Here is a 22,421-nt window from a genome sequence, read left to right as displayed (position 1 = left end):
TTGGATTTTGGCTTTTAAAACTGTTTTTTGAGATTTTAAGGTAACTTATTGACATTAAAAAAATGATAATTCATGCTACTCTCCATTAGTTGATAGTCATTGACCTTGTAAAATTGGACAGCAGCTCGATTTTCCCCTTGGGTGGATATCTTCATATCGATAGCTCCCAGCGTTATCGCTTTTTCCTCTGCTGCTCTCAATAGAGCTTTTCCAATTCCAAGTCCTCTACCTTTAACATCCACTGCTATCAATCCGATTGATGCAATATGGTCGGAGACAGAAAGGGTAACGAGGCCTGAATGGCTCGAATCCACCAGTACCATGTCTTCCAGAAGTGCCTTTTCGATCCAAAGTCGATAGAGTTTTTCATACTCACCGGAGCTCAATCTTGGATCAGTTTTAAATCTCGAATATTCTCCGCTTTGCAAAGCTAAATCCAAAAGCTTATCAGAAAGGGCTCCGGAATAAGGTTCTATGGTTAATTCTGCCTTTTTCTCCTTTCTTACTTCAGTTAATTTTTTTCCAAATACATACTTGGAGTTCACAAAACGGAGGAAATCGGGGGGATTGGGGATTTCAGAATCCGAAAAAACATAAATCAATTGATAAGGCTTAGCCTTTTCCAAAAAACTATCCCAATTAGTTTCTTTGTCCGCTTGGAATTTACCCACCGGATATCCAAATAATTGGGAATCAAAAGCTAGTGTTTGGATAATCATTGGGGTAATTCTTCCTTATCATCGAATGGTTGGACCACTGTCCTGTGAGTGTTCCACAAAGTCAATATATAACACTTATCCCCTACTCAGTCGTTTTTTCAACGATATATATTGGTCTGTTTTTTACTCCTTCAAAGGTCTTGCCTACATAAAGTCCAACGATTCCTAAAGTCATCAGGATGAATCCTGCAAGCAGCCAGAGCGAAATAATTAGACTGGCGTATCCCTTGACGATAATATCTCCATTCAGGTATTTGATAAAGGTAAACAAGGCAAAAAGAAACCCTGAGAAGGAGACTACAAAGCCAAGTTTTACTGTCAACCTGAGTGGTTTATCACTGTAAGCCAATATGATATCCAATGCCAAATTGAACAAACGCTTAAAGTTATAACTACTCTTACGGTCTTCGTTTGCCCCGTGATTTACTGAGATAGAAGTTTGCTTAAAGCCAACCCAGCGCACCATAGTCGGAAAATAGCGAATACTTTCGCGCATCTTCACAATTTCGACAATGACTTTTTTATGATAGATTCCAAAATTAGCGATAGACTCATCCTGTTGGGAACCAGTGAGCCATGCGAGGGTTCGATAGAATAGTTTGGACGAAAGTTTTTTAAAAAAACCGTCCTTTCTGATAATTCTTCTTGCCAAGACGACATCATTACCTTCTTGGGCTTTGGAGTAAAGGTTTGGAATCTCTTCGGGCAGATCCTGAAGATCACAGTCCATCACCACAACCCATTCTCCTTTGGCATTATCCAGTCCGGCAGTGATGGCATAATGTTGCCCGAAATTCCGACTTAATTTGATTCCCCTGACTTTAGGGAATTTTCCAACCAAATTTTCGATACTCTCCCAAGACCGGTCCGGGGAAAAATCGTCCACCAAAATTATTTCAAAGTCATGATTGAGCGGTTCAACAGCAAGGTGGATGCGTTCAATAAGCTCATGAAGTATTAATTCTCCATTGTAGACGGGTGAAATGATTGACAGGTGCATTTGGACAGGTAAGTGGTTATAGTTTGTTCACTCTAGCTTGGGAAGTTCTTCCACCACTCGCTTTCAGTGGCAAAATAATAGTTTCAAATTCAAATACTGCCAAAACACCTGAAAATTGGGAATTTTGGCGAAAAAGCTGTGATTGGAAAGGAGTTAATAAAAGCCAAACCTTTCCTAACAGGAGTAATTTATTGTGAATTTCCGGAAGTAAGTACGGAAAAACGAGATGTCAAAGTACTGCCTTTAAATGGCAGATGTCGGAAGGTCGTCGTACCAATAGTTTGGAAGACCAAACAAGAAATTTATCCGGAACTGCCTAAAAATGCCTGATTTTAACCTTGTAGATTGTACTTTCGAACATGTCTAAGTCCAATCTTGCTATACGAACGGTCATTTTCAGCATTTTGGGAAATGCTGTTTTAGCAGGTGTCAAGTTTCTTTCCGGGATTTTTGGGAATTCATTTGCGCTGATCGCCGATGGCATCGAATCTACGGTAGATATTTTTTCCTCTTTCCTCGTTTTACTGGGTTTGAAATATGCTGAGCGGCCTGCAGACGAAAACCATCCCTATGGACACGGTAAAGCAGAACCTTTGATCACTTTCTTAGTCGTCGCATTTCTGATCATCTCAGCATTTACGATCGCTTGGCAGTCCATCAAAAACATACAGACTCCACACGAATTACCTTCACCTTGGACTTTGATTGTCCTCGGAGGGATCATTATATGGAAGGAAATTTCCTATCAGGTGGTCATTAACCGGAGCAAAAAACTCAAAAGTTCCTCACTAAAAGCTGAGGCTTGGCATCACCGAGCAGACGCCATCACTTCAATCGCCGCATTTATCGGTATTTCGATCGCTATTTTCGGAGGAGAAGGATTCGAGGTAGCAGACGATTACGCGGCTTTGTTGGCTTGTGGATTTATCCTGTACAATTGCTACGGGATTTTCAGGCCTGCTTTGGGTGAAGTGATGGATGAAAATAACTTCACTGAACTCACAAAGGAGATTCGGAAAATTTCGCTGAAAGTTGAGGGAATTGAGGGAACCGAAAAGTGTTTTATCCGCAAAGCAGGCATGACCTATCACGTGGATTTACACGCACATGTCAGAGGGGACTTGACCGTGACAGAGGGGCACGAGATCGCCCATAAGCTTAAGGACACGCTGCGCAGAGAAATCCCACAACTTGGTCATGTGCTGATCCATATTGAGCCGACTTAAAAAATTATTCAAAAATTTAGCGCAAGCAAATCGAGTTTCAATCTTCACTTAGGCAAATCAAATCCCGCCCAAATGAGTGTTCCTTTCACTTGATTCGTTACTTAGGATTTGGCCTTTCATAGTATCACTGCTTTCGATAAGCGGAGACCCTTAACAGGGTAAAGATTCCAAAAGCTTAATGCCCTTAATTCTCTGAATGGTTAAAAATAATAAACCGCTTAAAGCCAGGCCTTAAGCCGTCTCCAAAGTCTTCTTGGATTTCCTATAAGTATGCGCACTCAAAATATTCCTTCTGGCAAAGCGGTAGGTGTTGTCTGAATTGATAAACTTGGTGTAGGTGTTTTTTGACACGCCAAAATACTCATAGGTGTTTCCATCCAAAAAAGTGATTTCAAGCACCTGATTTTTGTAGTGAAAGTCAGCGATTCCGGATTCGGTAGCGGTTTTGGTGTACTCCTCAAGATTTGCAGCGATGGTTTCCGGCGCAATACTTACCAGAAAGTGATACCCGTCAATGATTTTGGTGCTTTTTTCTTCGGCTTCTTTCGCCTTTTCATCCCCATCCAGGAATTTGTCAGGATGCCATTCTTTCACCAAAGTCCGATAGGTGGTCTTCAGTTTCTTCAGGTCTATAGAACCTTCTACATTAAAAAGTTTCTTGTATTCGTTTATCCGCTTCATTGCTGCTTTTTTAAAACTGTTACAAAGCTACGGATATATAATTTGGCAGATAAAAAATCTTAAAATAGAACAGTCCTCAGATTAATTAAAACCCTATTTCATTTATTTTAGAAATAATAATTTGTTTTTCAATATATAATCGGATGATTATTCTGATAAACTCATTCTCGAGAAAACACAAAGCTCAGCCCACCAACCCAAAACACTGTCTGGCAATCTCCAATTCTTCATTGGTGGGGATGACCAGAATTTTTACCGGAGATTCGGAGGTATTGATCTCATGTAGGCCTTTTTGACGGGTTTCATTTTTGGCTTCATCGAGTCTGATTCCGAGGAAATCCATATTTTGACAGACGAGTTTGCGCGTCAGCGCATCATTCTCTCCTACTCCGGCGGTGAAGACAATCGCATCGAGTCCATTCAGTACTGCAGCGAAGGATCCAATGAATTTTTTGATGTGATAGGCATACATGTCGTAGGCGAGGATTGCTGCTTTTTCTTTCTGATCATACAGCTTGCGGATGTCCCGCATATCGCTGAACCCCGTGAGGCCGAGCATTCCACTTTTCTTGTTCAGGATCGTATTGACTTCGTCGAGAGAATAACCAAGTTGATTCACCAGATGGAAAATCACGGACTGATCAATATCTCCTGTACGAGTCCCCATAATCAAGCCGTTCATCGGGCCCAAACCCATGCTGGAATCGATACATTTCCCATCCCGTACCGCAGCCATACTGCAACCGTTACCTAAGTGAATGGTAATGATTTTGGAAGTCCTTTTACCAAAAAACTCCATTGCCTGCTCGGAAACGTACTTATGGCTTGTGCCATGAAAGCCATAAGCCCGAATCCCATGCTTTGTATAGAATTCATTTGGAATGGCCATTCGGAAGGCCACCTCAGGCATAGTCTGATGAAAAGCAGTGTCAAAAACAGCGACCTGTTTGGCTTGGGTGAATATCCGCTCCGCAACTTCGATCCCCAGGTAATTTGCAGGATTGTGAAGCGGTGCTAAAGGAAATAGCTCCAGTATTTTGGCTTTGGCTTCCTCGGTGATCAGTTGGGTTTTGGAAAATCGCTCTCCGCCATGCACCACGCGATGTCCCACAACATGCACTTGGTCGGGGTCGGAAATCACACCCACAGCCGGATCTGTCAACAACTTTGCCACCTCCCTCAGCCCGGCAGCATGATCGGGAATGAGCAATTCCAACACTTTTCGCACTTCTCCAGAATCCAAAAAAGCCCGGTATTCCAATTTTGCGCCTTCCAATCCTATCCGATCTACCATTCCTGTACAGATCACTTTTGCCTCAGGCATGGAAATGAGTTGATACTTGATCGAGCTGCTGCCGGAGTTAATGACGAAGATGTTCATTTGGAGGTAATAAAAAGTTACTGAGTTATTGAGAAATGTTCAATGGTCAATCATCAAACTCAATTATCAAGGACTTCCTTTTCTTGGTAATTGAAAATTGATCATTGAGCATTGGTGATTGAATTTAACTTTCTTGCGCTTGAATAGCCGTGATTACCACCGTATTAAATACATCTACCATGGTGCAACCCCTGCTCAGGTCGTTGACTGGTTTATTCAATCCTTGCAGCATCGGGCCGATGGCGATCGCCCCGGTTTCCCGCTGCACGGCTTTGTAGGTGTTGTTTCCAGTGTTCAAGTCAGGGAAAATCAACACACTTGCCTGACCTGCAACTTCGGAGTTTGGCAGTTTCTTTTTCCCAACTTCAGGATCAACAGCTGCATCGTATTGGATCGGGCCTTCAACTTTGAGATCGGGTCTTCGCAACCTAATCAGTTCGGTGGCTTTTCGGACTTTCTCCACTTCTTCGCCTTCTCCGGAGGAACCAGAAGAATAGGATAGCATGGCGATTTTGGGTTCGATGCCCAGCATTTTGGCTGATTCTGCCGAGGAAATCGCAATATCCGCCAATTGTTCCGAAGAGGGATTTGGCACTACTGCGCAATCTCCAAAGACGGAAACCCGATTGGGTAGACACATAAAAAACACAGAGGAGACAGTCGCAACTCCGGGCTTGGTTTTGACAAATTGCAATGCGGGACGAATGGTGTGTTGGGTCGTATGTACCGCGCCGCTGACCATGCCATCTGCATGACCTTTATAGACCATCATAGTCCCAAAGTACGACACATCGAGCATCAGGTCCCGCGCCATTTGGATGGTCAATCCTTTGTTTTTGCGCAGCTCATAAAGTGCCTGTGCATATTCTTCAAACCGGACGGAACTAACAGGGGCTATTACATTGACAGACATCAAGTCAAGCGAAAGATTAAGCCGCTTAATAGTCAGTTCAATAGTCTCTTTATTACCCAAAAGTGTCAATGCAACCACATCCTGCTTTACAAGCTGATCTACTGCCTGCAGGATTCGGTCATCTTCGCCTTCCGGCAGCACGATATGCTTCTTGTTTGATTTTGCGCGTTTGACCAATTGATATTGGAACATCCGCGGCGTGAGCACATCGGAATGAAATGCAACAATCTTGTCTGTCAACGCCTTTTCGTCTACTGCCTGCTCAAAAAGTCGAATTCCAATGGCTATTTTCTCTTTGTCATCCGCTGAAATCCGGGCTTTGATGTCATTGATTTTGGTCACCACTTCAAATGTCGCTTCCTCGACCTGCAGGATGGGCACTACCGTTTCCAATCCCTCCACCAACTGCACGATGGAATCTTCCGGAAGCATACCGCCTGACAGAACCATTCCTGCGATTTTTCCGAAATTCTTGGAAATATTAGCCTGCAAGGCTCCAATGATGATGTCTCCCCGATCTCCTGGGGTTATTACGAGTGTGTTGTTCTTTAATCGCTGGAGGAAATTTCGCAACTGCATCGCTCCTACGATGACGTGATCCACCCGATTGGTCAGGAGGTTTTCTCCAAAAAACACCTTAGCCCCCATCGCATCACGGATTTCCTCCATGGTCGGATTGCTCAATTCTAAATGCACAGGAATCGCAGAGATTAGAATCTCCTTTGGCAAAGCCATTGTTAACTTTCGGCGAAGCTCAGCTTCCTTTCCCTGCTGCACTTTGTTGGCTACGAGCGTGAGGACTTGAACCCCATTGGAAAGAAAGGCATTGGTAGTGGAAATCGCTTGCTCAACAATTTCCGAATCAGTTTTATGATCACAGGTCAGGATAATTGCAGCTGGAATACCCAGGTTTTTTGCGATAGACACATTACCGTTAAACTCCACATTGGTGCTGATTCCCGCAAAGTCTGTCCCCTCGACCACCACAAAATCCGAGTTCTCCTGGAGCCTTTGAAACTTTTCAATAATGGCATCTATCAAAAACGCTTCATTTTTCCGGTTTATTTCCTTGAAGGCCTTTTGGATCGTAAAAGAAAACATATCCTCGTAAGGCTGGGCAAGTTTGAAGTGCTCTTTGATCAGAGTCAAGCGTCGGTCTTTCTCTTTTTTTCCTACCGTGATGATCGGTTTGAAATAAGAAATTTTGTCTGTTTTGCCTGCAAGAAGGTTCACCAGACCTAGCGCATAGATGGATTTTCCGGAAAACGGCTCTGTGGTTGTGAGGTAAATGGCGTTGGTCATGGTACTGAGAAAAACATCGGATGTTGAGAATCTAATTCCCTGCAAAATTGAAGTGATAATCTCGGGATTTTTATGATAAAGATCAGTTCGGATAATGTTTTTTGTGGGGGTATGGGGTTTTTGGAGAGTCCAATGTTTCTCTATACTGATTTTGAAATTTTGTTGAAAGAATACGCCTCAGCACGTTAATCCTTATTTAAAATTTTGATTATCCGCAATCCTGCCAGTAAGAAAGATTAGGCTATATAAAGTTGCGGATAATCGTCCACAGACGACTGTCAACAGTCCACAGCTCGTTTTTTGGAACTTCAAACCTTATATTATTTTGCTTCTGGCAAGAAAGCGGACATACATATTTAAAATTATTTGAGTTCAAGCCAGTAACAAGTTTAACAGCGTTTTTTAATGAGTTTAGTATTTTTTCTATCTTCCAACTTTCGTATCGAATGAGTCTCCAAACCCCACACCTCAACCGGCAACTCGGACTTCTAGGATTGACCGCTACGGGTATTTGCTCCATGATCGGGGCATCGATTTATATTGTGCCGTTTATGATTCAGCGCAATGTGCCCGGCATCGGCCCCTATGTACTGCCTGCTTTTTTGGTTGCTGCAATCCCGGCAATCTTCGCAGCTTTGGCCTACATTATTCTAGCCTCGGCTATGCCGAGAGCGGGAGGATCCTATCTCTATGCAAGCCGGGCAATTCATCCGTATTTGGGCTTTGTGGCCAGTTTTTCCCAATGGTTTGGGCTGTCGATCGTAATAGGAGTGATTGCATACGTGGTGGTTCCATTCTTTCGGGACGTGGCTGTGGCATTGGATTGGCTGGATTTAGCTGAGTATTTGGAAAAGCCCTGGATTCGGGTTTGCCTTGCGCTTACCTTTCTGTGGGTTTTTGTGTATGTCAATATTCTCGGGGCAAAATTCTATGAACGAACCCTGATTCCTTTGATGATTTTGATGTTTGCCTTGGGAGGAATTGTGATTGTGTCGGGGTTGAGCTTTGACCATTCGGATTTTCTGGCTGCTTTGGCAGAAAAAGAAGGGAGAATGCTAGAACTCAAGCCCACGACTTTTCATTGGCCGACATTCCTATCTGCAGCAGCTTTGCTTTTCTCCAGTTTTATCGGTTTTGACTCAATCGCACAGGCTGGAGGAGAAGCTAAAAATCCAACAAAAAACCTTCCCAAGGCCATTGGTTTGGCTATTTTGAGTGTTGGGCTGTTTTACATCTGCTTCACATACGCAGTTTATCATGCCGTTCCATGGCAATTTGTAGCTCTGGAAGCGATGCAAAAAGACATCACTGCGGCAGGGATTCTCAGTTATCTGCTTCCCTCGGGTTTGGGAGTTTTGATTTTACTCGGAGCAGCTATTGCCTTGCTGAATGACCTTCCGGCGATGATTTTGTCCGTTTCGAGACTGGTCTATTCTTGGGCAAAAGACGGGATTTTCCCCAGAACCTTAGCCCAAATCCACCCAAAACATCATACGCCTCATTTTGCGATAATGCTGAGTGGATGTATCGCCTCGATCGGAATATTGGGAAGCCACTTTGCGGGAGACTTCTTCCTTGGGATAGACATCATGGTCACCTCCATGCTTGTCAATTTCCTATTGATGTGCATTTCGGTGATTCTTTTCCCAATCCAAAATCCGGTTTTGGCTTCCAGAATCGGTATCTTCAGGTCAAGAAAATTACAGCTGATTATCGGCATTGGCGGGACAATTTTGATTCTTTCATTTTTGGTCATCCATACTGTCAAGGATCTGAATTCAACTGCCTCCGCCTGGTATTTTCACTCCACTCCTGTTTGGCTGATCGTGATGAGTAGTGCCTCGGTTATTTTCTTTTTCCAATGGAAAAAGCTCAAGGCATCGGGCGTGGACACCAAAGCCCAATTTTCAACTCTTCCTTCCGAATAATTTAAAAAAAACGTCAACAGAGGATCCTCAACTGTCCACTGCAAATCCAGGAAAAATTCAAACAAATATATTTCGGTTGCCAGTTAAAAATCGGAAATACAAAGTCCTAAAAATGAATCATTCAAAATACACTGAACTTGCATCCGGCCTGAGCATTTGCAGAGCACTCACCGGACTTTGGCAGATTGCAGACATGGAGCGAGAGGGATCAAAAGTCAATGCCAAAGAGGCAGCTGAAGCCATGAAATCCTATGTGGATGCAGGATTCACTTCCTTTGACATGGCGGATCACTATGGCTCTTCAGAGGAGATAGCTGGAGTATTTAGGGAGACTTACGGCAAAAATGCCGCTCAGCTTTTCACCAAGTGGGTTCCTTCTCCGGATCGGATCACCAAAGATCAGGTTAGAAAAGCGGTGGAACTTGCCTTGACAAGAATGAATAGCGATGCCATCGACCTGATGCAGTTTCACGCTTGGCAATATTCCCATCCGAGCTGGGTGGATAGCATGTTTTGGCTTCAGGAGTTGAAGGAAGAAGGACTAATCAAACATCTGGGCCTGACCAATTTTGATACGGCACATTTGAGCATTGTGCTGAATTCCGGGATAGAAGTGGTGTCCAATCAGGTTTGTTTTTCACTTTTGGATCAGCGGGCAGCCGGAGCAATGACTGAGCTCTGTCTGAAGCATCATGTGAAGTTATTGGCCTTTGGAACTATAGCAGGAGGATTTCTTTCAGAAAAGTGGCTAGGTAAACCCGAACCTGCCCTCAATGCTTCTTTGACCTGGTCGCAGATGAAATACAAGCGATTCATCGATGCTGCCGGAGGCTGGAAGCAATTTCAAAATCTGCTTCAAACTTTGGATCAAATTGCCAAAAAACATCAGGTTGGAATAGCTACCGTGGCGAGTCATTTTATTATGAATCAACCTGCCGTCGGTGGTGTGATCATTGGGGCGAGATTGGGCCAAAGTGCACACATCGAGGAAAATCAAAAGCTCTTTTCTTTTCAACTGGATCAGGAAGATCAGACTCTATTGAAGTCAAGTCTCGCAGGTTTGATTGCCATTCCCGGAGATTGTGGAGACGAATACCGCAAAGCTCCATTTCTCACCGCTTCAGGCGATCTGAGCCATCATGTGGCGAGTTTCCCGGCGCCCTATCCGACCAGGGAAGGTTCGGATGGACTAACCAAAGCACTCAGCGGGACCATCTGGGAAGATATTGCGGGATTTAGCAGAGCAGTGAAAAAAGGTAATAGAATCTTAGTCTCAGGAACTACGGCAACTCATGGAAGCAGGGCAATGGGTGGAAATGATCCCGGTGCACAGACACATTTTATATTGGACAAAATCGAAGGAGCAATTCAGTCTTTGGGCGGACGAATGGAAGATGTGGTTCGAACCCGGATTTTTATCCGAAATACTGATCAATGGGAATCGGTCTCCCGAACTCATGGACAGCGATTTGCCGGAATCCAGCCCGCCAATACGATGGTCAGGGCAGATTTGATTGGGGAGGAATATTTGGTGGAAATTGAAGCGGAGGCGGTGGTTTGAGGTAAGGAGGTTTGGAAGTTTGGAGGTAGGCAGGTTTGGGGGTTGGGAGGTCCGATGTCGGATGTCGGATGACCGATGTGGGCACTAGGCAGTGGGCAGTTTTGGGTGTCGATAGATCTGCAGTAAGAATACTCGGAGTCTGGGACAGGTGACCGATGTGTGATGTAAAATGACCGATGTTGGATGTCGGATGTCCCATGAATAAAAAGTGTAGCCTGCGAATGGCAATAATTCTCTAAATTGAAGAGCTAAAATATTTAAAACTAAAGATCATGAACAATATGAAATCGCTTTTTTCCAGCATGATTATTCTGCTTTTCATTGGATTTTCCGCACAAGCACAAAATTCAGTCAATGTGACCGGTACTTGGGTGATGGAAGTAAAAACCGATGCGGGAAGTGGTTCCCCAACTTTTGTTCTGAAACAGGACGGTGAAAAAATTACAGGAACCTATACCGGGCAATTGGGCGATTCTCAGGTGACAGGGACTATCAAAGGAAAAGTGATCCACCTTGAATTCTCCATTCAGGGCAATAGGATTACATATGACGGAACAGCCACTTCTACCGACATGGAAGGAAAAGTGGACTTGGCAGAAATGGCCTCAGGGACCTTCACGGGGAAGAAAAAACCTTGAAAAGTAGGGAGACCAAGGACGGGAAACGGGGAAAAAAATCACTGTTTTTGGATAACTCAGCAGCACATTGAATCTCATCTTTTACCAGAGGGCCAATAAATGAGCTTTAAGAAAAACGCTAATTCACTTCAATAAGTAGCAGAATAATTCTAGGCTTATTTTTTGAGCGTTTAAAACTTAAATATGATTACCCAACCCATCGATCGCCAAATATGAAAACAATAAACCTTTTTATGCATCTGCTAACTGCCTCTATTATTGCCTTCGCTACAAGTTGTGCCGTCAACCCAGTAACAGGGAAAAAGCAGGTAGTTTTGATGTCCGAAGCGCAGGAAATCAGCATGGGTCAACAGTCGGATCCTGAGATTTCAGCATTTTTTGGAGTGTATGATGATCCGGCCTTACAAAAATTCATCACTGAAAAAGGGCTTGAAATGGCGGCAGTTTCTCACCGCCCAAAGTTGGATTATCACTTCAAAGTGGTGGATTCGCCAGTTATCAATGCTTTTGCAGTTCCGGGTGGTTACATTTATTTCACAAGAGGAATCATGGCCCATTTCAACAATGAGGCTGAATTTGCCGGAGTTTTGGGACATGAAATCGGCCACGTCACCGCACGTCATTCGGTGGTACAGCAGCGAAATCAAATGCTTGGACAATTGGGAATGATTGCAGGAATGGTCTTTGTGCCCGAGCTTGCACAATTCGCCGAACCACTGTCCCAGGGAATGCAGCTTGCACTCCTGAGCTTTGGCAGAGATGCGGAGCGTCAATCCGATGAATTGGGCGTGGAATATTCTTCCCGGATTGGGTATGATGCTACCGAAATGGCCGGATTTTTTAATACCCTAGAAAGACAGAGTGCCAAGCAGGGAGGCAACCAAATTCCAGGATTTCTATCGACTCACCCATCTCCGGGCGATCGAAATGTGACCGTGGCAAAATTGGCCCAAGAGTGGAAAACTAAACTTAAGCTGACGAATCCTATTGTAAAACGTGATGCTTATCTGAAAAGAATCGATGGGATTGTTTTGGGTGAAGATCCGCGACAGGGTTTTGTGGAGAATAACATCTTTTATCATCCGGTGTTGAAATTTGAGTTTCCTACTCCTCAGGGGTGGAATTTTCAAAACACGCCACAGCAGGTGCAAATGGGCCCTAAAGCCGGAGATGCTTTAATTTCATTCTCCCTTGGCGGGACAGGAACTATGGAAGAGATTTCCCAGAAAATTTTAACCCAATTCAAACTGGAATTAGTAGAATCCAAACGGGAAACCATCAACGGATTGCCGGCATTTATGATGATCGCAGATCAAAAACAGGAGAAAGGAACCATCCGGGTTCTCTCTACTCTGATCGAATACGGAGGAAACACCTACAGCATTTTGGGGGTAACCGAACTGTCGAAATTCCCGCAATACCAGCCTGTTTTCCTCTCTACCGCCAGAAATTTCAAAGCTCTGACAGACTCGGATAAGCTAAACCGCAAGCCGGATGTAGTCCGTATCCAAACGGTTCCTCAGCGCATGACTCTTCAGGCTGCTTTACAAAACTTCAAAATGCCATCCGATCGATTTGAGGAATTGGCAATCCTCAATGGAATGCTGTTGACAGATCAGGTGGAAAAAGGCACACTGATCAAGGTGGTAGGGAAATAATCAAACTAAAAAGAGGCTGTCTCATAACTGCTGTTTGTCACATTGAGCAACGAGAGTTGCGAAGTTGGAAATGTTGTTAGATTCGCTGTAAATGGCTTTTGAGACAGCCTCTTTTTCTTGAACTCTCAATGAACCCCGGTCGGTGTATTCATTGACCCAAACTTTCAGCTCGCTTAGGTTGTCCTGATCTCACCCGTTTTTTTATCTTTCAGGATCGTTTTTCGATCCCCATTTGGCAGGAGTTCCTCTTTTATTAGCCAATGGTTTTCGTCGAAATCTTTGTAAACAGAGGGTTTTGAAAGCCCTCTTTTTCCCCGCCAGACCGGAAGTTGAACAGGTTCCCAAAGTTTGGTTTTTGCAGACTTGTAAGCTGCATCCAGAATCGCATTAACCACATACCCGTCATAGAATGTCTCTCGTGGTTGAGTCCCTTTCTCAAAGGCATCAAACATGTCTACAAACATATTGGGATAGCCCAATTCATGGGCTTCATCCCCGACGGGAAAAAGCCAACCTGATGAAGTTTCGGCCTTTTCTGCCACATAATCTCCTCCATTTCCACTGGAAAACATTTCAAATCCCGTTCGCAAAAAAGAATTGATCCAAATCGTACCTTCTGTTCCCATGACCTCATCCCGGAGGTCCATTCCTCCACGGAAAGTCCAGGAAACTTCAAACTGTCCAATGGCTCCATTTTCATATTTGACCAAGCCAATGGCATGATCCTCTGCATCGATCGGCTTCACTTGGGTGTCTGCCCAACACATCACTTCGAGGGGCAAGACCTCCTTCCCAATAAAATTTCTGGAAATCTCCACACAGTGACAGCCCAAATCGAGGATTGCTCCTCCCCCGGCTTTTTCGATATCCCAAAACCAATCCGAATGCGGACCGGGATGTGTTTCCCGGGATTTCGCCCAAAGAACACGACCAATCGCACCCGATTCGACACTTTTTACGGATTTCAAAAACTTCGGCGTATAACAGAGATCTTCCAGATAGCCAGCAAAAACCCCCGCCTCTTCACAAGCCAAAGTCATTCGCAGGGCTTCTTCAGCCGTTCTGCCCAACGGCTTGGTACACAATACCGGCTTTTTGTGCTTCACACATAGCATGACAGCGGCTTCATGCACATAATTGGGCAAGGCAATGATGACAATCTCGGAGTCAGGATGAGCCACTGCTTCTTCCATATCCGTGGAAAAATGAGGGACACTGTAATCAGTGGCAAATCTCCGGGCAGTCTCTTCTCTTCTGGCATAGATGACATGAACGAGATCTTTTCCCCGTCTTCCAATCAATGATTCCGCATAAAAACGTCCGATAAATCCTCCTCCGAGGATGCAGATTTTTACCATGATTGTTGGGTTTATTTAGATTAAACTTTACCTCTTAGACCTGTCAGGTTTTGAAAACCTGACAGGTCTTGATTTATTTTACGTTAAGCGTGATTTCCTTCTCTTTGACCAGAAAATCGGCACCGGAAACTTTCTTTTGCCCACTTGCTAAAATTGCTTCATCCCTCACTACCGAAACCGGAGTGATACAGGAACTGTGCTTTTCCCGAAAGGGCTTATTATGCGAAAGGTTATATGCCGAGATCACCGACCAGCGTGCATTTTCAGACAGATTTGCTTCAGAGCGATGGAGAATGTTCGGATGAAAAAACAGGACATCACCCGCCCTAAGTTCACACTGGATAAGCTCCGAGATTTTCTCCGCTTCTTGAACGAAATCCGGATCAGCCCCCTGCTGCTCCCCGATAAATGTATGCTCAAACCGCTGCATTTTATGCGTGCCTTTCAGCACCTGAAGGCAGCCATTCTCCTTATTGGCATCAGTCAATGCCAGCATCACTGAAATCATCGCTTCAGGATAAAGGAATCCGTTTTTGTACCAATAGCCGTAATCCTGATGCCATTCCCAAGCACCGCCGACCTTGGGTTGTTTTTGCATGATTTTGGAGTGAAAATGGCAGACCTCCCCGGGGCCCAAGAGCTGCTGAACCGATTCGATCATTCGCTGGCATCGGGACATCAGCCCGAAGGAATCATCACCTGCCGTGAACCATAGCGTCAACTTGGTCTTTTTCCCTTCCTGGTCATTGAGGTCAAAAGAATTTGAAGTCACGCTATCATCTGTGGCAACGGAATAGAGCAGTGCTATTTCTTCACTGGAGAAAAGTTGCGGCAGGATCAAGAACCCATCCCGATGATAGGATTCGATTTGTGCAGGTGAAATCATGTCATTTTGGGTTGATTGAAAATTAAAATCCTCTAATCGAGGAATTAGACACCTTAATTTGCTCAAAAAATCAGCATTTTAAAAGTCTCTCATCCCAAACTTCCATTGATTCTGAATTGAATTAAAGATTTCCATACAACATTCAAATTGACCACAGTTAGAATCAACTGAACGGAGTTTTTTTGTACTTTGAATTTCAATAGACCTATTCAACAATCCAAAGCTCCAATTATGAAGAATTCTTTACTTCTGATTTTCCTTTTAAGCTCCCAACTTGCTTTTTCCCAATCCGAAAAAGAAGTCAACGATGCGGTGCAAAAGCTGAAAACTGCCATGCTGGCCGAAGATGCTGAAACCTTAAAAAAACTGACTTCGGAAAATCTCAGCTACGGCCACTCCAGCGGTGTGATTGAGACTCAGGATGAATTTGTAGCCGTATTTGCCTCCAAAAAATCGGATTACCAGAAATGGGATATCTCCGATCAAACCATCACTTTTCAGGGCAAAAAATTGGCAATAGTCCGACACAATGTACTGGGTGAAATTGCATCCAATGGAAATGTAAACACTCTCAATCTGGGGCTTTTGATGCTTTGGGTGAAAGAAAAGGGAGAGTGGAAACTACTTGCAAGACAGGCTTTTAGGATTCCTCAGAGCTGAAAATGGTTGTTAAACCCGAAATATGCATTTGCAACTTTGATCCTAACCTGTAAATCAGGGTTAAAAAATCACTAGTTCTCAAATGCCGGTTTTACATTATCCCAAAACTCATCCAAGGCGATGATCCGGGGTTTGAGAAAGGAGATAATCTCCGGCCAATAGTACTCTTCCATCACATTGACTCCGGTAATGACTTTTTCGATCTTCGAGACAACTTGACCTACTTCATTTTTGGAATGAAGTTTCCATTCCCAATCTTCACCGATGCTGGTCTTCAGGAGACTTTTTAGCTCCTTGAATTGCTCAAAATACAGCTCCTGAAGTTCCTCATCCTTATGCCCGAGTTCGATGCCGATTGAGGCGAATTCCTGTTCAGCTTTCATTCTGAAGTACACGTCCTTAACTCCTGTTCTGTAATTAGGCCAGTTGATTCTACGTCCTTGGGCATTAGGGACGGGCTTCATATATTGGCCAAATGTGATCCAGAATTCCGCACGGATTCTGGAAGACTCCGATCTACTATACATTTTGAATTTTAGGCGAAATCTTCAGGGAAACACACAGTCACCGCAGAATACTGAACGATTCCTCCGAGTGCGGGATGATGTTTTTTCAGGGTAAGTCGGACAGATTTCACTTTGGGATAAGCCACCAAAATATCTGATACAATCCGATGTCCCAAATGCTCCAGAAGCTTCACTTTGACATCCATCCGCGCTTTGATAAGCTGATACAGCTTGGCATAATCAACCGTATCCCGAAGGTTATCGTGAAGCATCGCTTCCCGAAAGTCGGTTTCAAGTTCCAAATCAAGCGTAAATCGATTGCCTAAAATTGATTCTTCAGGATAGGCACCATGGTAAGCATGAAATTCTATTCCCTCCAGCGCTACTCTTCCCATCAGTCAAATTGATCAAAAAACGACCCGGATGACTTCTTAAGTTCCTCCGGTTTGGGATCTTCAGTTTCATTTTCAGGAGCTTCAGGCATGGGGATCTCTTCTTCAATTTCTTCCTGTTCTTCGATCCCTTCATCCTCTGACACCCCATCTTCCACCTCAGGAAGTATTTCATCTACTACAGATTCACTTTCCTCCTCCTCCAAATCTTCCATCGGCTCATCCATCGGGATTTCTCCCTGCTCTTCGAGTTCATGCTGCAAGGCTTCTACTGTTTCGAGGGTATCGTCATCGAGGGTTGCGGTAGACATATCTTCTTCAAATTGCTCCTCAGACTCCGCATTGGCAGGAGGAACGGCTTGAGTAGCCAGTATCCCTATATTTGCCACACTGAAGTGACTGGAACGACTCAGTTCATCGACTGCCCGTTGATATGCTTTTCCGTCAATTCGGAAAAAGTGAGCATCCGAAAGATCAATTTGATTCAATGCGTCCTGAGACAGGCGTTTTAGGCTCTTTACCAAAGCTTCGCGCTGATCGAGCAGGCCTTCATAGCTTCTGACCAAGCTCTGCATGCTATCACGGATTTCTTTGATCGTTTCTTTGGCTTTGGCTTCGGCAGCAGAGGTGATAATTCTTGCTTGTTCATCTGCCTGCTTTTGCGCTTTTTGGAAGTATTGATCCGCTTCCTTAGTCACTCGCTCGACGTATTGATTTGCTTCTTTTTTCGTCATTTCAGCGTAATGATTCGCCTGACCGGTTGATTGTTCGGCAAATTGATTTGCTTCATTAATGATTAATTCAGCAGCTTCATTTGCTTCTGTGATGATACTTGCCCCGGTATCTTCGGCCGTTTTCAAAGTTCGAAAAAGTGAATCTTCCACATCTTTGAGTCGTTTTGCTTCGGATTCTACCTGCTGTAATTTACTTCGCAGATCCAGGTTTTCCTGATTGATCTGCTCCATGATCACACTCATCTCTTCCAGAAACAAGGAAACTTCCTTTTTCTCATAGCCTCTGAAGGCCGTTTCAAATGCTTTTTGCCGAATGGCAGTTGGGGATATCTTCATAGATTTTCAGCTTCAATTTGCCAAATAGAAATGGTACGGTCGTCAGATATCGAAATGACCTGACCAGAATAAGTACTCCAAATCACTTTGTTTATTGAGGTACCATGACCTGCGTTTCGCGCTTTGTCAATGACCTTCATCAGTTTATAATTTTCCGCGTCCCATACTTTGATGGATTTATCCATGGAGCAGGTCACCAGAAACTTTCCGTCTTCTTTGAAAGATAAATAATTAATGGCATACATATGTGCCACGATATTTTCAGAAAGGGTATAATTATCCGAATTCCAAAATTTCATGTGTGCATCTCTTCCTCCTGAGACTAGATTTTCCTCATCCGGTGAATAGCTGAGCGCAAAGACAGAATTGGTGTGCCCTACAAGATTGGCTATTGGCTGGAAATTATTGGCCAAATCCAGGATTTTTATAGAATGGTCACTCAATCCAATAGCCAATTGCCTTTTTACAGGCGCTATTGACATCACCCGGATACTTTTTGAACTCAGCTTGATGTGTTTTTTAAAACTTCGCTCCTCGATATCCACCACAATCAGCAATCCATCTCCTGTGCCAACAAAAATCTCGTTTCCAAAAACTTTGATATCAAATATGGCTTGGTCGGTAAGCTTGAGGCTCCATATCTCTTTGTTTTCATTTAAATCGATCACATGAATCCCTTCAAAATTATGCCCTACTATCAGCAAATTCCGCTCACGATCGACTTCCAAGGCATAAATGGAATGGGGCAGTTTGGCAATAAGTTTTCCGTCTTTGGGTAGGTCTAGATCCCATTCTACCACCATCCCGTCACCGGCTCCGGTATAAAAAAATCTCGGATCGCTCCCCTCGGTAAGCGCATAGACGCAATCGTTGTGTCCGGTCAGGGTATGCAATTTATTTACTTGGATTTTTAACATATATTGGACAGTCACTCAGCGGAGCCCTTTTGGCCTATGCAAACAAAAATAGAAAAAATTGATTCTTCATCTGCCCTTGCGGTGAAGATTATCGAAGGGCAGACAAGCCAAACACTGGATTTCTTAAGTTTCCGCGAAAAACTATCCTACGCCAATATCTCCCATCCTGAAAAAAAGAAAGAATGGGCTACTGCGCGATTTGCGATTTATGATGCATTAAAGGCTTTGAAGGTTCCCTATCCCGGCTTTTTCAAAGATGAGCATGGCAAATCTCAATCCATGAATAGTCAAGGCTATGTTTCCCTAACCCATACGCCGGGGTATGCTGCAGCAATATTTCACAGGGAACAACCTGTAGGGATTGATATGGATTTGATTCGGGAAAAAATTCTGAAAATCGGTTTTCGCTTTCTCGATACCTCAGAAGTGGATTTCCTTGAAAAAGACCCGACTCATTATACCATGGCTTGGTCCGCCAAGGAATCCATTTTCAAATGTCAGGGCAAAAGAGGAGTGTCTTTTCGTGAAAACATCCTGCTAGAGCCTTTTGAAATTGATGCTTTAAAAATCAAAGGAAAAATAAGGGGAACGGACTTTGCAGATCATCATTACACCGTGGAAGTTAGAAGATTGGAAAATGTAATTCTTACTTACACGATTTGGTAAAAAAATTATGAAAAAATCTGCCTTTACACTTACCCTCTTTCTGGCCTTGATTTGGAACGCTTGTTCCCAAAATCTAAGCGAACTATCCACAGTCGATGCTGTCACCGGAAAAACCATGACCCTCGGTTCGATGACAAGTGGCAAAGGATTCGTATTGATATTCCACAGTTTAAACTGCCCTTTTGCGAAATTGTATGAATCACGAATTAAAGAGATCAAAACAACTTTCCAAAACCAGGGGATTGGATTTGCACTAATTAATCCCGAAGTCGGTAATTCGGAAGCTGAACAAAGCCCCCTGCGTAGCTACATCGACCAAAGCGGATTGAATATGTCTTATCTCATAGATGCGGGACAGGCATGGACCAAAGTGTTTGGCATCACAAAAATCCCCGAGGTGATCGTCCTTACCCCAGGAGCAAACGGCCTGAAAATTGCCTACCGCGGCGCTATAGACAACAATCCTCAGTCCGAGTCAGCGGTTAGTGAAAGACACTTGGAGCGCGCCCTAAATCAGATATTGAGAGGTGAGAGTACCACTCCGGCTCAGGTAAGAGCTGTGGGATGTAATGTCCGCTCTTATTGATTTTCCAGAATTGCGATCATCTCTTTGACTTCCTCTACTTTATTTACTTCGCCTAGCTTTTCAAAAGCGTTTCCCAGATTCCTTAGGGACCGAAGGACGATGTCCAAATGTGCACAAGGCTCAAAGAAGTAATCTTTTGGTTCGATCTTGAGATGCTCCAGGTAATTGTAAATATCCTGCTTACTGAAAGTCAAGCCTTTGTTAAAGGCATTGATGTAAAAGGTGATATCTGCTGATTTATAAATCAGAACAAAAAGATTTGGCAAATTTACCCCGTAAATCGGCAAGCCGAGTTTTTTGGCAACAAGCAAATACACTGCACAAAGTGTGATGGGATTTCCCTTTTTCGAATCCAAAACAGTGGACAGCATGCTGTTGCCAGGCGAATGAAAATTCTTGGTATTTCCTGAAAATCTGAGGGTATTGAAAAGGACATTATTGATAATCCGGACCTGATCGTAAGGCTGAAGATCGTTTTTGAATGAGGTCCAGACTTCGAAATAGATCTGATGCATTTCCGCATTCAGCTTTTCGTATTCCAAATCCGGGTATTGGTACGTATTGAGAATCCAAAGACCAGTCAACAGGTCCCGGTCTTCGGTATCTCTCCATTCCGCAAATCTGGTTTTCACCAGGGAAAACTGTAAGTCATGCACCAATTCTTCGATCTCCTTTTGAATCTCTGGATTGAAACTTTTCTCCCATTTTTGCTCCAAAAAAGGAATGATTTCAGCACCAAGGGATGTGATTTTGTCTCTGACGAGATTTTTCACTTCCAGATCCGGATCATCCAGTAAAGAAACCAAAGCATCTAATTGGGCAGGAGTCAGTTCACTCATATTTTTTCTTGGCTCATATCAATTTACTTAAATCACGGTCAAAGACAATCGGCAAATTTGAATTTCACTAGATGACCTTACTTTGGGTGATGGGTTAGAAGACGGAAGACAGGAGACAGAAGTTGGTCTGAGCTTGCCTGATTTTGGTTGTCACATTATTGTCTTGTGTCAGTTAAAATTAGGGGTTTGATTTCAATTCTTTTTCTTGGTTGTTCTGGTATTCGCGGTTTTAGCTCTAAGTTGTAGGTTTTGGAATTACCTCGGTCATTCAGGATTTGGTTTCTGAACTGGACTGGGGATAGTTTTTTTAGAGCTTTCTTTGGCCTTCTTTCATTATGATCTTTAACTGCTTTGAGCTGGCAGGCTCTCAGCTCCTTGAGTGATTTGGGCCTCCAGATGTTTAGATAGCCGTTGTTTATCAGGTCGTTTGTCTTTTCTGCGTATGGGTTTTCATAGGAATACATGCACATGCTTTGTTTGATAGCATGACGGTTGCAAAGCATTTTATACAGCACACTTTCATACTGCTTTCCTCCATCACTATGATGAATCAATCCCTGCAAACTCAGTCCCTTAGACTTGGCTTCGCGTATGGCCTGGTCCATCACTTCAGCATAGTTGATGGCTAGATTGGTCGAATAAGCTCCAAAACCAACGATTTCCTGACTGTACACGTCGGTGATGTAAATGGTGTAAAGCTTGGTGTCTCCATAGAGATAATGTGCCATATCCGCTTCCCACACTTGATTGAGGCCGTTTACATTTTTCTCTACCAGCAGATTCGGGAATTCTCTGGTCCCTGACTGGGTAGCCCTTCCATATCGTTTGGGATATCTTACCCGGTAGCCCATATCCATAAACAACTCGATACTTTTGTCACGACCGATGGGTAATAAATGACCAAAATCCTCATACATCGATCTGCACCCCAGGCTAGGGCAGCGAGTCCGTGCTTTGCAAAGTTCTGAATTTGCCAGTTGAGTAACATGATCACTTAGCTCTGGTTTGTCCACCAAAGCCTTGTAATAAGCCTGCCGACTGAAACCCAATAATTCACAGGCCTGTTTGACACTGAATAAATATTGATGTTTCATTTCCGATCCGATTCTGATGCATGTTCTCCAAAATTTTTTTTTAGATCAACACCGTATTCATCGGAGGCCTGTTCAACTATGATCCGATACAAATCTGCCTCTAAAGATTTGCGCCCCAAGGCCGCTTCCAGTTCTTTAATGCGGTTTCTAAGCTCTTGAGCCGTCTTACTCTGACTGTCTTTTTCCATAACCATTCGGGTTCCCTTTTTCAAGGTACGAGAATAACGGTAAAGCCAATTATACACAGTTTGTTTACCTCCGATACCATACTCACGCATGGCTTGGGTAACGGTAAACTCACCTCGCTCTATCTGTCCAACAATTTGCTTACGTAAATCTTCACTGAAGATTCGCTGGGGTTTTAAATGAAATGTCATTTTCATTTTGATTTGGTTTTTAACACCAACAAAATGTGTCAACTTTATCCAGGCATTATCAGT

The 22,421-nt window shown here is 43.7% G+C and carries 22 protein-coding genes; 8 read left to right on the top strand and 14 right to left on the bottom strand.

The genetic code is table 11. The features are described from left to right. Positions 1–35: 35 nt before the first annotated feature. Together BLQ81_RS19560 and BLQ81_RS19555 are read right to left on the bottom strand one after the other, a co-directional pair. Complete coding sequence (locus BLQ81_RS19560) at positions 36–719, bottom strand: GNAT family N-acetyltransferase (protein ID WP_092734008.1); 684 nt, start codon at positions 717–719, stop codon at positions 36–38. Between the two features lie 82 nt (positions 720–801). Next, on the bottom strand, positions 802–1,719 hold the full coding sequence (locus tag BLQ81_RS19555) for a glycosyltransferase family 2 protein (protein ID WP_092734005.1): 918 nt from the start codon (positions 1,717–1,719) through the stop codon (positions 802–804). Between the two features lie 359 nt (positions 1,720–2,078). Here BLQ81_RS19555 and BLQ81_RS19545 point away from each other — a divergent pair, with 359 nt between their 5' ends. Continuing rightward, a complete protein-coding gene (locus BLQ81_RS19545; RefSeq protein ID WP_092733999.1) occupies positions 2,079–2,945 on the top strand; it encodes a cation diffusion facilitator family transporter in 867 nt (288 codons plus the stop codon). Between the two features lie 231 nt (positions 2,946–3,176). Here the strand turns inward: BLQ81_RS19545 and BLQ81_RS19540 are convergent, their stop codons facing one another. The 3 genes from BLQ81_RS19540 to pta all read right to left on the bottom strand — a co-directional run bounded on the left by BLQ81_RS19540 (position 3,177) and on the right by pta (position 7,222). Continuing rightward, a complete protein-coding gene (locus BLQ81_RS19540) occupies positions 3,177–3,626 on the bottom strand; it encodes a KTSC domain-containing protein (RefSeq protein ID WP_092733996.1) in 450 nt (149 codons plus the stop codon). Positions 3,627–3,810: 184 nt separating this feature from the next. After that, positions 3,811–5,007, bottom strand: a complete 1,197-nt coding sequence (locus BLQ81_RS19535) for an acetate/propionate family kinase (protein WP_092733993.1) — start codon at positions 5,005–5,007, stop codon at positions 3,811–3,813. 124 nt (positions 5,008–5,131) lie between these two features. Then, positions 5,132–7,222: a phosphate acetyltransferase gene (pta, locus tag BLQ81_RS19530; protein ID WP_092733990.1), complete on the bottom strand. Its 2,091-nt coding sequence runs from the start codon at positions 7,220–7,222 to the stop codon at positions 5,132–5,134. Positions 7,223–7,668: 446 nt separating this feature from the next. Here pta and BLQ81_RS19525 point away from each other — a divergent pair, with 446 nt between their 5' ends. The 4 genes from BLQ81_RS19525 (at position 7,669) to BLQ81_RS19510 (ending at position 13,007) form a co-directional block, all read left to right on the top strand. Then, positions 7,669–9,150: an APC family permease gene (locus BLQ81_RS19525; protein WP_092733987.1), complete on the top strand. Its 1,482-nt coding sequence runs from the start codon at positions 7,669–7,671 to the stop codon at positions 9,148–9,150. Between the two features lie 112 nt (positions 9,151–9,262). Further along, the gene (locus BLQ81_RS19520; protein WP_092734069.1) at positions 9,263–10,711 is read left to right on the top strand and encodes an aldo/keto reductase; all 1,449 of its coding nucleotides are present in this window, start codon (positions 9,263–9,265) and stop codon (positions 10,709–10,711) included. A 272-nt stretch (positions 10,712–10,983) separates the two neighbouring features. Then, on the top strand, positions 10,984–11,349 hold the full coding sequence (locus BLQ81_RS19515; protein ID WP_139183683.1) for a hypothetical protein: 366 nt from the start codon (positions 10,984–10,986) through the stop codon (positions 11,347–11,349). A 212-nt stretch (positions 11,350–11,561) separates the two neighbouring features. Next, positions 11,562–13,007, top strand: a complete 1,446-nt coding sequence (locus BLQ81_RS19510; RefSeq protein ID WP_092733981.1) for a M48 family metalloprotease — start codon at positions 11,562–11,564, stop codon at positions 13,005–13,007. A gap of 173 nt (positions 13,008–13,180) precedes the next feature. Here BLQ81_RS19510 and BLQ81_RS19505 read toward each other — a convergent pair whose 3' ends face one another. Together BLQ81_RS19505 and BLQ81_RS19500 are read right to left on the bottom strand one after the other, a co-directional pair. Next, a complete protein-coding gene (locus tag BLQ81_RS19505; protein ID WP_092733976.1) occupies positions 13,181–14,365 on the bottom strand; it encodes a Gfo/Idh/MocA family protein in 1,185 nt (394 codons plus the stop codon). A gap of 73 nt (positions 14,366–14,438) precedes the next feature. Further along, the gene (locus tag BLQ81_RS19500; RefSeq protein ID WP_092733972.1) at positions 14,439–15,251 is read right to left on the bottom strand and encodes a phytanoyl-CoA dioxygenase family protein; all 813 of its coding nucleotides are present in this window, start codon (positions 15,249–15,251) and stop codon (positions 14,439–14,441) included. Between the two features lie 231 nt (positions 15,252–15,482). Between BLQ81_RS19500 and BLQ81_RS19495 the strand changes: the two genes are divergently transcribed. Further along, complete coding sequence (locus BLQ81_RS19495) at positions 15,483–15,911, top strand: nuclear transport factor 2 family protein (protein WP_092733969.1); 429 nt, start codon at positions 15,483–15,485, stop codon at positions 15,909–15,911. A gap of 71 nt (positions 15,912–15,982) precedes the next feature. Here BLQ81_RS19495 and BLQ81_RS19490 read toward each other — a convergent pair whose 3' ends face one another. The 4 genes from BLQ81_RS19490 to BLQ81_RS19475 are packed head-to-tail and all read right to left on the bottom strand — an operon-like array spanning position 15,983 to position 18,796. Beyond that, positions 15,983–16,438, bottom strand: a complete 456-nt coding sequence (locus BLQ81_RS19490; protein ID WP_092733966.1) for a DUF4268 domain-containing protein — start codon at positions 16,436–16,438, stop codon at positions 15,983–15,985. A gap of 8 nt (positions 16,439–16,446) precedes the next feature. Continuing rightward, on the bottom strand, positions 16,447–16,812 hold the full coding sequence (folB, locus tag BLQ81_RS19485; RefSeq protein ID WP_092733963.1) for a dihydroneopterin aldolase: 366 nt from the start codon (positions 16,810–16,812) through the stop codon (positions 16,447–16,449). After that, positions 16,812–17,879: a DivIVA domain-containing protein gene (locus tag BLQ81_RS19480; protein WP_092733960.1), complete on the bottom strand. Its 1,068-nt coding sequence runs from the start codon at positions 17,877–17,879 to the stop codon at positions 16,812–16,814. Before BLQ81_RS19480 ends, folB begins: the two co-directional genes overlap by 1 nt. After that, positions 17,876–18,796, bottom strand: coding sequence for a WD40 repeat domain-containing protein (locus tag BLQ81_RS19475; protein ID WP_092734066.1), 921 nt, complete (start codon positions 18,794–18,796; stop codon positions 17,876–17,878). The genes BLQ81_RS19480 and BLQ81_RS19475 overlap by 4 nt, the downstream gene beginning before the upstream one ends. A gap of 36 nt (positions 18,797–18,832) precedes the next feature. On the opposite strand from BLQ81_RS19475, the gene BLQ81_RS19470 reads away from it, so the two are divergent. Together BLQ81_RS19470 and BLQ81_RS19465 are read left to right on the top strand one after the other, a co-directional pair. Beyond that, complete coding sequence (locus BLQ81_RS19470) at positions 18,833–19,462, top strand: 4'-phosphopantetheinyl transferase family protein (protein WP_092733957.1); 630 nt, start codon at positions 18,833–18,835, stop codon at positions 19,460–19,462. Between the two features lie 7 nt (positions 19,463–19,469). Then, positions 19,470–20,048 (top strand): redoxin domain-containing protein, encoded by a 579-nt coding sequence (locus tag BLQ81_RS19465; protein ID WP_092733954.1) that lies wholly within the window; start codon positions 19,470–19,472, stop codon positions 20,046–20,048. Here BLQ81_RS19465 and BLQ81_RS19460 read toward each other — a convergent pair. The 3 genes from BLQ81_RS19460 to BLQ81_RS19450 all read right to left on the bottom strand — a co-directional run. After that, entirely contained in the window at positions 20,042–20,887 is an 846-nt protein-coding gene (locus tag BLQ81_RS19460; RefSeq protein WP_092733951.1) for a transglutaminase-like domain-containing protein, read from the bottom strand. The two genes, BLQ81_RS19465 and BLQ81_RS19460, sit on opposite strands and share 7 nt — an antisense overlap. Before the next feature lie 155 nt (positions 20,888–21,042). After that, on the bottom strand, positions 21,043–21,981 hold the full coding sequence (locus BLQ81_RS19455; RefSeq protein WP_092733948.1) for a DDE-type integrase/transposase/recombinase: 939 nt from the start codon (positions 21,979–21,981) through the stop codon (positions 21,043–21,045). Next, a partial coding sequence (locus tag BLQ81_RS19450) for an IS630 transposase-related protein (RefSeq protein ID WP_092733944.1) occupies positions 21,978–22,421 on the bottom strand: 444 nt, incomplete at its 5' end. The genes BLQ81_RS19450 and BLQ81_RS19455, both read right to left, overlap by 4 nt.

Source organism: Algoriphagus alkaliphilus, from assembly GCF_900103735.1.
Classification (GTDB): domain Bacteria; phylum Bacteroidota; class Bacteroidia; order Cytophagales; family Cyclobacteriaceae; genus Algoriphagus; species Algoriphagus alkaliphilus.
This window is presented reverse-complemented; position numbering and strand designations above follow the sequence as displayed.

What these genes read in the sequence shown, in the direction of transcription:
- BLQ81_RS19560 (WP_092734008.1), bottom strand. Translation starts at nt 719, where the DNA reads ATGATTATCCAAACACTAGCTTTTGATTCCCAATTATTTGGATATCCG.
- BLQ81_RS19555 (WP_092734005.1), bottom strand. Translation starts at nt 1,719, where the DNA reads ATGCACCTGTCAATCATTTCACCCGTCTACAATGGAGAATTAATACTT.
- BLQ81_RS19545 (WP_092733999.1), top strand. Translation starts at nt 2,079, where the DNA reads ATGTCTAAGTCCAATCTTGCTATACGAACGGTCATTTTCAGCATTTTG.
- BLQ81_RS19540 (WP_092733996.1), bottom strand. Translation starts at nt 3,626, where the DNA reads ATGAAGCGGATAAACGAATACAAGAAACTTTTTAATGTAGAAGGTTCT.
- BLQ81_RS19535 (WP_092733993.1), bottom strand. Translation starts at nt 5,007, where the DNA reads ATGAACATCTTCGTCATTAACTCCGGCAGCAGCTCGATCAAGTATCAA.
- pta (WP_092733990.1), bottom strand. Translation starts at nt 7,222, where the DNA reads ATGACCAACGCCATTTACCTCACAACCACAGAGCCGTTTTCCGGAAAA.
- BLQ81_RS19525 (WP_092733987.1), top strand. Translation starts at nt 7,669, where the DNA reads ATGAGTCTCCAAACCCCACACCTCAACCGGCAACTCGGACTTCTAGGA.
- BLQ81_RS19520 (WP_092734069.1), top strand. Translation starts at nt 9,263, where the DNA reads ATGAATCATTCAAAATACACTGAACTTGCATCCGGCCTGAGCATTTGC.
- BLQ81_RS19515 (WP_139183683.1), top strand. Translation starts at nt 10,984, where the DNA reads ATGAACAATATGAAATCGCTTTTTTCCAGCATGATTATTCTGCTTTTC.
- BLQ81_RS19510 (WP_092733981.1), top strand. Translation starts at nt 11,562, where the DNA reads ATGAAAACAATAAACCTTTTTATGCATCTGCTAACTGCCTCTATTATT.
- BLQ81_RS19505 (WP_092733976.1), bottom strand. Translation starts at nt 14,365, where the DNA reads ATGGTAAAAATCTGCATCCTCGGAGGAGGATTTATCGGACGTTTTTAT.
- BLQ81_RS19500 (WP_092733972.1), bottom strand. Translation starts at nt 15,251, where the DNA reads ATGATTTCACCTGCACAAATCGAATCCTATCATCGGGATGGGTTCTTG.
- BLQ81_RS19495 (WP_092733969.1), top strand. Translation starts at nt 15,483, where the DNA reads ATGAAGAATTCTTTACTTCTGATTTTCCTTTTAAGCTCCCAACTTGCT.
- BLQ81_RS19490 (WP_092733966.1), bottom strand. Translation starts at nt 16,438, where the DNA reads ATGTATAGTAGATCGGAGTCTTCCAGAATCCGTGCGGAATTCTGGATC.
- folB (WP_092733963.1), bottom strand. Translation starts at nt 16,812, where the DNA reads ATGGGAAGAGTAGCGCTGGAGGGAATAGAATTTCATGCTTACCATGGT.
- BLQ81_RS19480 (WP_092733960.1), bottom strand. Translation starts at nt 17,879, where the DNA reads ATGAAGATATCCCCAACTGCCATTCGGCAAAAAGCATTTGAAACGGCC.
- BLQ81_RS19475 (WP_092734066.1), bottom strand. Translation starts at nt 18,796, where the DNA reads ATGTTAAAAATCCAAGTAAATAAATTGCATACCCTGACCGGACACAAC.
- BLQ81_RS19470 (WP_092733957.1), top strand. Translation starts at nt 18,833, where the DNA reads ATGCAAACAAAAATAGAAAAAATTGATTCTTCATCTGCCCTTGCGGTG.
- BLQ81_RS19465 (WP_092733954.1), top strand. Translation starts at nt 19,470, where the DNA reads ATGAAAAAATCTGCCTTTACACTTACCCTCTTTCTGGCCTTGATTTGG.
- BLQ81_RS19460 (WP_092733951.1), bottom strand. Translation starts at nt 20,887, where the DNA reads ATGAGTGAACTGACTCCTGCCCAATTAGATGCTTTGGTTTCTTTACTG.
- BLQ81_RS19455 (WP_092733948.1), bottom strand. Translation starts at nt 21,981, where the DNA reads ATGAAACATCAATATTTATTCAGTGTCAAACAGGCCTGTGAATTATTG.